This is a genomic window from Butyricicoccus pullicaecorum DSM 23266, assembly GCF_900167005.1.
GTDB lineage: Bacteria > Bacillota > Clostridia > Oscillospirales > Butyricicoccaceae > Butyricicoccus > Butyricicoccus pullicaecorum.
On sequence record NZ_FUXW01000014.1, the window covers coordinates 23,699 to 36,448 of the forward strand.

At 56.3% G+C, this 12,750-nt stretch carries 11 protein-coding genes and 1 other RNA gene; 10 read left to right on the top strand and 2 right to left on the bottom strand.

Annotated elements, in window-relative coordinates:
- Positions 1-40 precede the first annotated feature (40 nt).
- From B5D52_RS13570 to B5D52_RS13605, 8 genes are all read left to right on the top strand, one after another.
- On the top strand, positions 41-1,399 hold the full coding sequence (locus B5D52_RS13570) for a family 4 glycosyl hydrolase (protein ID WP_016148934.1): 1,359 nt from the start codon (positions 41-43) through the stop codon (positions 1,397-1,399).
- 14 nt (positions 1,400-1,413) lie between these two features.
- Positions 1,414-2,316: a carbohydrate kinase family protein gene (locus B5D52_RS13575; protein ID WP_016148935.1), complete on the top strand. Its 903-nt coding sequence runs from the start codon at positions 1,414-1,416 to the stop codon at positions 2,314-2,316.
- 47 nt (positions 2,317-2,363) lie between these two features.
- Complete coding sequence (locus tag B5D52_RS13580; RefSeq protein ID WP_040333039.1) at positions 2,364-3,362, top strand: LacI family DNA-binding transcriptional regulator; 999 nt, start codon at positions 2,364-2,366, stop codon at positions 3,360-3,362.
- 633 nt (positions 3,363-3,995) lie between these two features.
- Positions 3,996-5,063: a Gfo/Idh/MocA family oxidoreductase gene (locus tag B5D52_RS13585; RefSeq protein ID WP_016148937.1), complete on the top strand. Its 1,068-nt coding sequence runs from the start codon at positions 3,996-3,998 to the stop codon at positions 5,061-5,063.
- A gap of 624 nt (positions 5,064-5,687) precedes the next feature.
- Positions 5,688-6,410, top strand: coding sequence for an AzlC family ABC transporter permease (locus B5D52_RS13590; RefSeq protein WP_016148939.1), 723 nt, complete (start codon positions 5,688-5,690; stop codon positions 6,408-6,410).
- Positions 6,400-6,708 (top strand): AzlD domain-containing protein, encoded by a 309-nt coding sequence (locus tag B5D52_RS13595; protein ID WP_016148940.1) that lies wholly within the window; start codon positions 6,400-6,402, stop codon positions 6,706-6,708. Before B5D52_RS13590 ends, B5D52_RS13595 begins: the two co-directional genes overlap by 11 nt.
- Positions 6,709-7,044: 336 nt before the next feature.
- Positions 7,045-8,565 carry an S-layer homology domain-containing protein gene (locus B5D52_RS13600; RefSeq protein WP_016148941.1) on the top strand — a complete coding sequence of 507 codons (1,521 nt, stop codon included), beginning with the start codon at positions 7,045-7,047 and terminating at the stop codon, positions 8,563-8,565.
- Positions 8,566-8,771: 206 nt separating this feature from the next.
- A complete protein-coding gene (locus B5D52_RS13605; protein WP_016148942.1) occupies positions 8,772-10,310 on the top strand; it encodes a nitrite/sulfite reductase in 1,539 nt (512 codons plus the stop codon).
- A 616-nt stretch (positions 10,311-10,926) separates the two neighbouring features.
- Here B5D52_RS13605 and ssrS read toward each other — a convergent pair.
- Positions 10,927-11,124: non-coding RNA, 6S RNA (ssrS, locus tag B5D52_RS13610), on the bottom strand.
- 24 nt (positions 11,125-11,148) lie between these two features.
- A complete protein-coding gene (locus B5D52_RS13615; RefSeq protein WP_016148944.1) occupies positions 11,149-11,433 on the bottom strand; it encodes a DUF1292 domain-containing protein in 285 nt (94 codons plus the stop codon).
- Between the two features lie 532 nt (positions 11,434-11,965).
- Here B5D52_RS13615 and infC point away from each other — a divergent pair.
- Together infC and rpmI are read left to right on the top strand one after the other, a co-directional pair.
- Positions 11,966-12,475 (top strand): translation initiation factor IF-3, encoded by a 510-nt coding sequence (gene infC, locus B5D52_RS13620; RefSeq protein ID WP_040333040.1) that lies wholly within the window; start codon positions 11,966-11,968, stop codon positions 12,473-12,475.
- A 64-nt stretch (positions 12,476-12,539) separates the two neighbouring features.
- Positions 12,540-12,737, top strand: coding sequence for a 50S ribosomal protein L35 (rpmI, locus tag B5D52_RS13625; protein WP_016148946.1), 198 nt, complete (start codon positions 12,540-12,542; stop codon positions 12,735-12,737).
- Positions 12,738-12,750: the final 13 nt, after the last annotated feature.

Genomic DNA, 12,750 nt, shown 5'->3' on the forward strand with positions numbered 1-12,750 from the left:
AATAAATGTTTTCTGTAACACACAAGGAGGCACGAATCTTATGAAGCTGACTGTTATTGGCGGCGGCGGCGTCCGCTCGATGTTCCTGGCAAAGAGTATCGCCCAGCGCGCCCGTGATCTGCATATTACCGAGCTTGTATTTATGGATACCGACGCGGAGAAGCTGCGCATCTATGGCGGACTTGCCCGCCATGTGGCGCGTATGCTGAATGCCGATCTGACGTTCACCCTGACGACCGATGCCGATGAAGCGGTACGCGATGCCGATTATATCATCACGACCATCCGTGTCGGCGGCGACCACACGCGCGTGCGCGACGAGCGCATCGCGCTCGATCTGGGCATTCTGGGTCAGGAAACCACCGGCGCTGCCGGTCTTTCGTTTGCCATGCGTTCGGTACCGGCTCTGGCTGGCTACTGCGAGCGCATCAAGCGCCTGTCCAAGCCCACGGTCAAGGTGTTTAACTTCACAAACCCCGCAGGCGTCGTCTCTCAGGCGCTGCGCGACATGGGCTACGACTTCACCTATGGTATCTGCGACGCACCGAGCGGCATGCTGCACCAGTTTGCCGATCTGTACGGCGTTTCCGCCGACCGCATCGTGGGCGAGTGCTATGGTCTGAACCACCTGTCCTACTTCCGCTCCATCCAGATCGACGGCAAGGAGATCATGCCCGAGCTGATCGCGCGTCCGGATGCTTACGAAAAGACCGACCTGCGCTTCTTTGGGCTCGACCTGATCGAGCACATGGGCTGCGTGCTCAACGAGTACCTGTACTATTTCTATTACCGCGAGCAGGCTGTACAGAATATTCTGAACGCCGGTGTGACCCGCGGTGAGGTCATCGAGGACATCAACCGCAAGATGACCGCCGAGCTGTCCACGATGGACATTGACGGTGATTTTGAGAGCTGCCTTGCATGCTTTGAGAAGTGGTACGGCAAGCGCGAGGATGCGTACATGGCAAACGAGACCGGCGTACGCCGCGACAAGCCGTGGAAGTTCGACGTATTCTCGCCCGACGCTGGCGGTTACGCAGGCGTTGCGCTGCGCTTCATCGAGCTGATCGAGTCGGGTAAGACCGGCAGCATGATTCTGTGCGCACCCAACCAGGGCGCGATCCCGGGTCTGGAAGACGACGACATCGTAGAGATCACCTGCGATATTTCGCGCGAGGGCGCAAAGCCGCATAAGGTAGAAAATGCCGATCCGCGCGCACTGGAGCTCATCCGCCGCGTCAAGAGCTACGAGAGACTGGCAGCCAAGGCCATCGTTCACCGCGACCGTCAGGCTGCGATCGATTGCCTGATGCTGCATCCGCTGGTCAACTCGTACTCGCTGGCGGTCAAGCTGGCAGACGCGTACTTTGAACTCAATGCACCGTTCCTCGGTGCATAAAAGGAGGGGCGTTTATGTCTTTTGCCGCAGGCGCAGGCAGTATCAACGTCGATCTGCTGTTTGAGGGAATGCCGCGCATCCCGAACGAGGGCGAAGAGCTGTTTGCCCGTGGATTTTCGCTGCAAATGGGCGGCGGTGTCCCGGCGACCCTTCTGAACCTCTCCGGACTGGGCGTTCCTGTGCGCATTCTGACCGGACTGGGCGAGGATATGTTTTCCGAGTTTGCCCGCCGTAAGTTTGATGAATTTGGCGCTACGCCCTACAACCTGGCTGAGGGTGGCAGCGGGATTCCGCTCAACATCACGGCCGCCATCCTGACTCCGAACGACCGTACGTTCGTCTCGTATACCGACGGCCTGGACGCAAGTGCAGACCGCGTGTATGAGGCAGCCAAGGGGGCAAAGGTCGTGGAGATGGGACGGGATTATCTGCCGGCCTACCGCAAGCTCAAATCCGAGGGTACGATTCTGGTGTTTGACACCGGATGGGACGACGATATGAGCCTTGACAGCTACCGGGAGTACCTGGAGCTGGCCGATTACTACACGCCGAACCAGAAGGAAGCATTGAAGATCACCGGGACGGACAATCCGTCGGACGCGGCCAAGGTGCTCGAGCAGTTTTTTGACCGCGTGATCGTCAAGCTGGACAAAGACGGCTGCCTGATTCGAGAGAATGGGCGCGAGCGCGTGATTGCGAACATTCCGGTCGTTCATCGCGACTCGACCGGAGCGGGCGATGCGTTCCTGGCCGGACTGATGTACGGACTGTACCACGATTACAGCTTTGAGCAGAGCGTGCTGTTCGGCAACATCACGGGTGGAACGTGCGTGACGGCGGTGGGATGCCTGTCTGCGCGGCTGACCGAGTCCGAACTTCTGGAAAAATTCAAGCAATATCAACATTTGCTCGGGTGATGCACCGGGCGCAGGATTTTAGAAAAGAGAAAGTTGGCATAAAGATTATGACAATACGTGAGTTTGCGAAACTGTGTGATGTATCCCCCGCGACGGCATCGCGTTTTTTCAGCGGCCGCGGCTCGATCAGTGAGCCGGTGCGCCTGCGCATTGAGCAGATGGCCAAGAAGACCGGCTATGCGCCCCCGGATTCCTTCCGTGGACGCCGCAAGACCAGCGCGCTGATCGTGGTGATCATTCCGAACTTCCGCCAGTGCTTCTTTAATGATATGATCGAGCAGCTGCGCACCTACGCCGAGCGTATGGGCAAGCGCCTGCTGATTATGCCCATCGATCAGAGCAATCCGCAGAATACGCTTGCGCTGATCTCGGCATGCGAGCCGATGGGTGTCATTCTGCTGCACGAGAGCGTAGACTTCCCGCTTGCGGACGCACTCAGCCGCCGCAATCTGCCGGTTGTTGTCTGCGGCGCACTGGCAGCGGGCAGAAGATTCTCTGCGGTACACATCGATGACATGATGGCGGCATACGACGGTACGAATTACCTGATCGGCCTGGGTCACAGCAAGATCGGCTTCCTGACCGACGCGTCCCGCGCGATTTCGTCGGGCTTCCAGCGTCTGACCGGCTGCCGCAAGGCGATGGAGGACGAGCACCTGACGTTCGACGACAGCTACACCCAGCCGGGCGGTATGACCTACGAGGACGGCTACGAAGGCGTTGCCGCGCTGATCGAGCGTCACCCCGACCTGACCGCGATTTTTGCGTTCAGTGACGACCTGGCAGCGGGTGCGATTGCCCGCCTGCGTGAGATGGGCCGCCGCGTACCGGAGGATGTTTCTGTATTGGGCTTTGATGATAACTCGATGGCGCGCCGGTTCTCGCCTGCGCTGACCACCGTGCATCAGCCGATGGAACAGATTGCACAGAAGACGCTCGAGCGCCTGGCGAATATGCAGGGTGCACACGACGTTTCTTCGCTGACCATGGCCTGCGAGATTGTGGAGCGTGCGAGCTGCCGCGCACTCGACCCGAGCGAAATGTAAAAATAAGAGAGAAAAGGGAAAGATCGTCCGCAAAAACGGACGATCTTTTTTTGTCAGGATTGGCACCGCACCAAAAATTGAAGCTTTCGCTCAAGCCTTTCTCGAAAGGCTTGCGGGTCCTCAGGGCAGAGCCCTGAGACGCGCTCCGCAGAGCGCGGAATCCCCTTTTGATTCCGGTCAACGACCGGAATCAACTAAACTTTCGTTTAAAAGCGCCGCCCACAGGCGGCAAGACTCTTTTGCGGCTGAAAGCCGCTCATGAAAACCGTTCCATCGGGAACGGTTTTCTTTTTTGTTTGTTTCGGTTGATTCCCGGGCCGAACCCCGGGAATCAAAAGGAGAGTTCCGGACTCTGCGGAGTCCGGCTCAGGGCTCTGCCCTGAGAACCCGCAAACCTTTGAAAAGGTTTGATCCAAACTTTATTTCGCCTGCGGGCGGGATGGGTGCGTCCGTGATTTGATCTGTTTTTACTTTGTTTCACTCTCCGGCAAAAAACTACCAAAACCCGGCGAAAGATTGCATGGAGCGCAAAAGATAAAACGATTATACTAATCACCAGAGAAAAGGAAACAAAACGCAGTCAGGCCAGCGAGGATGACGCGGCCTGTTTGACAGAGAAAGGAGCCCAAAAACATGGTAGTAAGAGTAGGACTGATCGGAACGGGTACGGTTGCACAGATGATGCACCTGCCGATTTTGAACGACCTGTCGGGTATGTATCAGATCACCGCGGTTTCGGATGTTTCCCCGTCGGTATTGAAGGCAATTTCCGAGAAGTATCACGCAAAGGCATACACTTCCCCGTTCGATCTGTGCAAGGCAGAGGATGTAGACGCAGTTTTCGTTCTGTCCCCCGACCAGTACCACGCAGAGTACGCAAAGGCAGCAATCGAGGCTGGCAAGCATGTATTTGTTGAGAAGCCGGTATGCCTGTGCCCGCAGGAGCTGGAAGAGCTGATCGAGCTGCAGAAGTCGCACCCGAACCAGATCTGCATGGTCGGCTATATGCGCCGCTTTGCGACTGGTTTCCTGAAGTGCCAGGAGCTGCTCGCAGCAGACGACCGCCCGATCGAGTACATGCGCTTCCGTGATATCATCCTGGAGGGTGATTACTTCATGGATCAGGCACGTCAGCCCATCCTTGCGCAGAATGATATCCCGGCAGAGGCACTGGAAGAAAGCGGCAAGCGCCGTTACGACCAGCTGTGCCAGGCACTGGGCGCAGACTGCACCGAGCAGCAGCGCATTACTTACACCATGCTGGCTGGTCTGGGCTGCCACACCCTGTCGGCTGTCCGCGAGCTGGTTGGCTATGTGCCCGAGGTCAAGTCGGTTGCCGTTGACGGTGAGCATGTTATCATCGTATTCCAGTTCAAGGGCTTCCTGGGCGTATACGAGATCGTAAACGATCAGGACATCGTGCAGTTTGACGCAGCGATCGAGATTTACCAGCACAGCCGCCGCATGAAGATCAAGCACGAGACTCCCTACCTGCGCTATCAGCCGCACACCTTCGAGGTTGTAGAGTCCACCAAGACCGACTCTCAGACCATCACCTACGGCCCGGATTATCACGATTCGTTCGAGAACGAGCTGCGCTACTACCACGACTGCATCGAGTCCGGCAAGCAGCCCAAGACCACGTTCGAGGACGCGATGGAAGACATCAAGATGTTCCAGGACATCTGCAGCAAGATCTAATCGGTTTTACCCCACCGAAATGCAAAGCAGACACGCGGGATTTTATCCTGCGTGTCTTTTTTTGCCCGAACCGCGTTCGCGAGGGAATAGTGAATAGTGAAGAAGTAAGAAGTGAAGAAACGATACAGAGCACTTATTCCTTATTCACTATTACTTCTTCCTTCAAAAAACGGTATTTGCCGTTTTTTGTCCGCGCGTGGCGGACAAAAAAGAAGAGTGTAAATTTATGGAGTAATATGCACAATTTATGGCAAGTTTAATGGTAACTTTTGGACGTGTTCGATATTGCGTTTCCTATTCGTAAGTAGTATGATAGATGCAATACAAAAAGAGACAGAGAAACAGGATGGGAGGCGTATAAAGATGGGCATGTTTTTTGACCTGGTGCGCCAGCTGAAGGCCGAAAACGGAAAGCAGTATGTCGAGAGCAAACTGCAGGTAAATACAGCAACTCAGCATTGATATGTATGGAATAAAGACGAAAAAAGCGGGAAAGCGCGGCCGAGAGGCCGCGCTTTTTCGTACCTGCCGAGCGGGAGCAGATTGGGCAAAAGGCGGGATGGTTTTTCGTATGGTACTGTGATACAATAATAGCAATACGAAAAAAGAAGGGGTCATGTTTTTATGATAGAGTCACATGGCACGTGGTACCGCAGAGGCCTGCGCGACGGCGTGCCCATCGGCCTGGGCTATCTGGCCGTATCGTTTACACTGGGCATCGCAGCCAAGGTCAGCGGCATGGGCGCGGGAGACGCGACGCTCATGAGCCTGCTCAACAATACCTCAGCCGGAGAATTCGCCGCACTGGGCATCATCGCCGCTGGTGCACCGTATTTAGAGATGGCATTCACCCAGCTGGTCATCAACCTGCGCTATCTGCTTATGTCGTGCGCACTGAGCCAGAAAATCGCACCGGAAACCCCGATTTGGCAGCGTCTGATGATGGGTTATACGGTCACCGACGAGATTTTCGCCATTTCTGCCGCCGTCCCCGGACGCTTAGACCCGTTTTATTGCTTGGGCGCGATCTCGGTCGCAGCACCCGGCTGGGCGCTCGGCACTTGTCTGGGCGTCCTGCTCGGCAATGCCCTGCCCGGTCGTATCGTGTCCGCTTTGTCGGTCGCCCTGTACGGCATGTTCCTCGCCGTCATCCTGCCGCCTGCGCGTAAAAGTAAGGTCATCGCGGGCGTGGTTGCGGCTTCTATGATCGCAAGCGCACTCTTTACCTATCTGCCCGTGCTCTCCGGCCTGTCCTCGGGTACGCGCATCATCATTTTGACCGTCCTCATCGCGGGAGCCGCCGCAATTTTGTTCCCAATCCCGGAGGAAAACGACCATGCAGCCTAATGTATATGTATATATCGCGGTCATGGCGCTGGTGACTTACCTCATCCGCGTCCTTCCCCTGACTTTAATCCGCCGCCAGATTCAAAACCGCACCATCCGCTCGTTTTTGTTCTATATGCCCTACGCAACATTGGCCGTCATGACTTTCCCGGCCATCCTGAGCGCAACCGGTACCCCGTGGTCGGCTCTCGTCGGTTTGATTGTCGCCGCTGCAATGGCGTGGCGTGGATGTTCCCTGTTCACCGTCGCAAGCGTCGCCTGCGTCGCCGTGTTCGCCGCCGAATGCGTTTTGCTCTGAGTCCCTGACCCGCCCGCAGGCGATAAGCGGGTCCGGGTCTGCGACCCGGCGCGATCCAGCCGCGCAGGCTGGTCGCCATCCGCAGATGGCGAAATCCCCTCTTGATTCCCGGTGTCCGACCCGGGAATCAACCAAAAATAAAAACCCATCGCGCTCCGCAGAGCGCGAAAGCCTTCCGTTCTCCGTAAGGCACGAAAACTGTTCCTTTTGGAACAGTTTTCTTTTTTTACCCCCAATTCTGTAATCAATCTATCACTTTCCCTCAGCCCTTCCCCGTGATACAATGGGTTTAAGGCAACCGCCCGTTGTCGATCACCCCAAAGGAGGACAATCGTTATGGTCAAAACCCGTCTGATCGCCGCGGCATTGGCCGCCTGCCTGCTTACCACCCCAGCCATGGCAGCGCCTGCCGACCAGCAAAGCGATGCCGACCTGCTGCGCACCCTGGGCCTGTTCCAGGGCACCGAAGCCGGAGACGCACTGGGTCAGAACCTCACCCGCGCCGAAGCCGCGGTCATGCTGGTGCGCCTGTACGGCGCAGCCGATGGGATGGCCGCCCAGACCTACCCCACTCCCTTCACCGACCTGTCCGATTGGTCGAAACCCTACGTCAGCTGGCTCTATCAGCACGGACTGACTCACGGCACCAGCCAGACGACGTACTCCCCCAATGACCCCATCACCAAACAGTCCTATCTGCTGTTTTTGGGCCGCGCACTCGGCTACGCGGATAATGATACCGCAACCGGTAAGAGCTTCGTCAGCGCAGCCGATTACCAGGCCGCGCAGGGTCAAACCCTGACACGCGGGGAAGCCGTGTCGCTGACCGTGGACGCACTGTTCTCCACCACGTCCTCCGGCCTCGCCTTCTCGGACGTACTCATCGAACAGGGCGCGATCGACGCCGAGACCTTCGCCCTCGCCGCAGGCGACCGCCCGACCATCCCGGCGGTGAACGCCGCAGCCCTGCAAAATTCGGTGTGGGACGTGCGCAGAATGGATAACGGTCAGGTCAAGGTCGTGCGTCGACAGGACGATCAGGTACGCGCAACGTCAAACCGTACGTTCGACCGTGCCATCACGACAACGGGCGTGGACGGTATTTTTGCCTATGACAGCACGACGCTGTACTACCTCGACCCGGAAACCCTGTCGGACATTAAAATCGCCGACTTATCTTCTTTCTTCGACGAGAATGAACGCGGATATATTGATGCACTGGGCAGCATGAACGGCACGACGCTGTTCTGCGTGAGCGACCCGACCGCATCGAGCGCCTACCGCTTCTATACCTGGTCGCCCGCGAGCGGCTGGCGGCTGGTGCTGAGCGGCACGGGCGCATTGGGACAGGTCAACAGCCTGTCGACCGTTGAGGGCAAATACTTTTCGGGCGCGTTCGGCATCCTGTCGGTCGGACTGGACGGCAGCACGCAGGTGCTGACCCGCACACCGTGCTATGCCATGACGCTGCTCGGCGGCATTCTGTATTTCATCCCGGACGCCTCGGTCAAGCGCACCGACGGGTACAGTGACGGCGGCCACGAGGTGCGTATGCTGGCGATGGGCAAGGAGAGCACGGTGCTGACCCTGCCGACCGGCAGCGCTTACCCGATCTGCCTGGAAACGGTCACCGGGGCATCGCCCGACGGCACGATCACCGCGCGCGGAACGTGGCACGCAGCCGACGGCAGCAATGAGTGGCACGTCACATTCTCGGGCAAGGGCAGCGATGTGCGCGTCGTGGACGCGGACAACCAGCATAACGTCCCGGACGACCTGAACGGCCTGTACAGTGCGTCCGAACATATGACATGGTGGGCGAACACGCTGGGACTGACCACCGGAAAAATTACCTAAACCTGACATACAGGCAACCAAACCCCTCAAAACAACCCAAAAAGATACAACTATAAATTTTTCTTATCAATCGATAACGTGCAATCATGCACCTCCCGCATGCTTTTTTGTGTGATATCGCCCTGTGTAAACCTGCTTTCCCGTGTTATAATAAAGGACAGCGATTACGACAGGAACAAAACACACGCCATCCAAGGAGGCTATTTATGAAGCAGGAGATCATTCAGAGATTCCGGGACGACCTGGAACAGTTCAACGATGCCACCCGCAAGTACTACGCCGGAGAGATCGACCGCAAGACCTACAAGGGTATTTCGGGCGGCTTCGGCAGTTATTCCGAGCGCGACGGCAAGCGCGGCATGCTGCGTCTGCGCATGACCGGCGGACGCATGGACAAGGACAAGCTGTCCTTTGTGGTCGATTCGGCCAATGCATACGGCATCGACACGATGAAGATGACCACCTGCGAGACCATCCAGCTGCACCACCTGACGGCGGAGCAGATCGTCGAGCTGTCTGCCAAGGCGCTCGATCACGGTATTTTCTGCCGCGGCGGCGGCGGTGACCATCCCCGCAACGTCATGGCACCCCCGCTTTCCGGTGTACAGCCGGGCGAGACCTTCGACGTCATGCCCTACGCCTACGCGGTCGGCGATTACCTGCTGTCCATCCTGTACGATATCAAGATGCCCCGCAAGCTCAAGGTCGGCTTTGCCAACCATTCGAGCAACATCACCCACGCCACCATCCGTGACCTGGGCTTTGTCGCACGCGAGGACGGCACGTTTGATGTATATTCTGCCGGCGGTATGGGCCCGAACGCACGTCTTGGCATGAAGATGGCCGAGGCCGTACCGGGTTCCGAGCTGCTCTACTACGTCCGCGCCATGGTCGATACCTTCCTGGCACACGGCAACTACGAGATGCGTGCCAAGGCGCGTACCCGCTATATGCCGGTTGCCATGGGTGAGGACGCATACCGCGACGCATTCCTTCAGAATGTCGAAACCCGCAAGGCGGAGGGCGGTCTTGACCTGACCGTCACCGAGACCCCGGTGACCAAGACCGGCGCAGGCGAGATCTCGGGCAAGCGCATCGTTGCACAGAAGCAGCCCGGCCTGTTTGCGGTTTCCTATCACCCGCTGGGCGGCACCCCGTCGCGCCAGACCCTGACCGCACTGCGCGATACCATCGCGGACATGGAAGCGGTCGAGATTCGTCTGGGCGCGGACGGCACCATGTATATCATCAACTGCACGGCAGACGAGGCACAGCGCGTGCTGAACGTGACCGCAGACGGCGCAGAGACGCTGTTTGAGCATTCGGTATCGTGCATCGGTGCGCTGATCTGCCAGCAGGGCGCACGTGATTCTCAGGGCCTGTACCACGCCTGCGTGGACGCTGTCCGCAAGGCAAACATCCCGGACGGTGCCCTGCCCCAGATTCACATTTCTGGCTGCCCGTCCTCGTGCGGTACCCACCAGATCGGTGCGCTGGGCTTCCACGGCGGTGTTAAGATCGTGGACAAGAAGCCGCTGCCCGCATTCACCCTGCACGTCGGCGGTTCGGCTGAGCTGGGTCACGAGCACCTGGCAGAGAACTGGGGCCCGATGCTCGAGGAGCGCATCCCGGCATTTCTGGTCGAGGTTGGCCAGACGGTTGCAGCAGCCGGCCAGTCGTTTGCCGAGTGGCTGCCCGCGCACATGGATGACCTGCGCGCGATTGCAAAGCCCTATCTGGACTAAACCCCTGTGCCCGTGCACAAATAAGCAAACAAAAAGGACAGTCTCACATAGACTGTCCTTTTCTTATTTGATTTGGTTTTGACGGACTGCACAGGGCAGCCGCCTGGAACTGGTGCATCGGTCGTCCGAACGCTTTTCCATCTCTTTATTTATCATATCATCAGGCGCCGCACAGCGGGGAGGCCGGGCGCGAAATTTTATTACAAAAAAGAAAAACCACGTCTGGACATCGTGCCCAGCGTGGAAAAAAGCCATTTACGAGACGAACTTACTTGGTGCTCTCTTCGGAGTCCTTGCCGTAAATCAGGTCGTCAATATCGGGCGTGTCCGGACGCTGGGGGCGAATCTTGGTCATTAACATAATGGTCTCATCCTCCTTTCGGTTTTATGATGTACATGGGAGAGGGATTATTGATCCCTCTTTCCTTGTACAGTATACCAGAAAAGGAAGTCGAAATCAAATGAATTTTATGTAAACTTTATAAGAAGTTTTTTCGGAAATCTCGTCGAAGGCGCACAAAAAAGGTGAGATTGTGTCGCAACTATGCGCGATACCGAACGATGTATCAAAATACGAACAAAAGAGACAAAAAAGAAATTTCGCAAAAAAAATAAAAGAACCCCCGCTTTGCCGATGCAGCCCATAATAATAACCTGCACGACTCGGCAGGTGGGTTTCCTATCCCAAGCCGCTGCGCTTCCAACTTCCGCTTTTGATTCGCGGGAGGCCTGCGCTTGTCAGGGGAAGATTTTCGGAATCCCGATTACATAATGTGGGTTTAAAACAGGCTGCTGTCAAACATTGCAGGGGGTCTTAACGGAGTAAGGGAGGAGAGGCTTATTCGCCGTCTTCCTCGTACATGTCCTCGACGCGCTCCATAACGATCTGGAAAACGCGGTCAGCTTCCTCGTCGTTGTCGACGGAAACCAGGACTTCTTCGCCGTCCTCTTCCTCAACCTTGAGGATGACGACCTCGGCCTCTTCATCGACGGCGAGTTCTGCCGGGATAAAGGCCATATACATCGTGCCGTCTACTTCGACGGTATCGATATGTTCAAATTCAACTTCGTTGCCGTCCTCGTCGGTCAGGACAACGTAATCGTTGCCGAACTGCTCGCTCATAATGCGTGAACCTCCATGTAGTAAGATTCTATGCCGCGTGGCGGCCAGGTATTCCTTCCAACATCAGGATAACCGAATCCAGCGTAATTTTCAATAAGTTTTTGGGAAAAAGTCATAGAAAATTTCCTGAAGGATGGTGCTGGAAGCCGTAAAAACCACCCGACTTAGGGTATAACTGTACGATATTTGGCAGGATTTGTCAAGCAAAACCGTCATTTTGCGCATTTTTTCCATTTTTTACATTGAGCGGGACAAAAATTACATAAAATACACTTGACAAACGGTAAAAAGCCGATTATACTAATCTAGCAACAATAAAGTAAGGCGCAAGGCGCGTGTTCGTGTCCGCCTTCACCCGCAGCTATCCGCAAACGGGTTCACAATGTTATTTTCCTGCCAGAGCTTTCCTCGGGAAAGTCTGACCTGCGCGGGGATTTGTGAACGAGTAACGGACAGCAGCGGCTGTCCTTTTTTCATGTCAAAATCAACCTTTCGTTTTCACACCATAGGAGGTGCATTCGCTATTAGCAGCATGGAACATCAGATCAACGAAGAGATCCGCGACAAAGAAGTCCGTCTGATTGCCGACGACGGTGAGCAGCTCGGTATCGTATCCGCAAAAGAGGCGCTTGATATCGCCATTGAGAGAGGCATGGATCTGGTCAAGATCGCTCCCCAGGCGCAGCCGCCGGTTTGCCGCATCATGGACTACGGCAAGTTCCGCTTTGAGCAGGCCAAGCGTGAGAAGGAAGCGCGCAAGAATCAGCGCGTGGTAGAGATCAAGGAGATCCGCCTGACCCCGGGCATTGACGTAAACGACCTGAAGGTCAAGGTAGGTCATGCGTGCCGTTTCCTCAAGGGCGGCGATAAGGTCAAGGTATCCGTTCGCTTCCGCGGCCGCGAGGTCACCCATTCTTCCATCGGTCTGGAGCTGCTGCAGCGATTTGCAGAACAGTGCACGGAGTTCGGCGCGGTAGAGAAGCAGCCCAAGCTGGAAGGCCGTCACATGCACATGTTCCTGGCCCCCAAGAAGGATAAGTAAACCCAGAGGTGCATCCCCTTTTTCAAAACAAACGGATGCGATACACAGAGAGGAGTTAAATAACATGCCTAAGATCAAAACGCACAGCGGTGCAAAGAAGAGATTCAAGGTTTCCAAGAGCGGCAAGATCAAGCGCGCTCATGTTGGCCGCCGTCACATCCTGACCAAGAAGAACACCAAGCGCCTGCGTCACCTGCGCAAGGAAGGCTTCGCAGACAAGACCAACGTAGCAGAGGTAAAGCGTCTGCTGCCCTACGCGTAAACCGTTTTTCAAC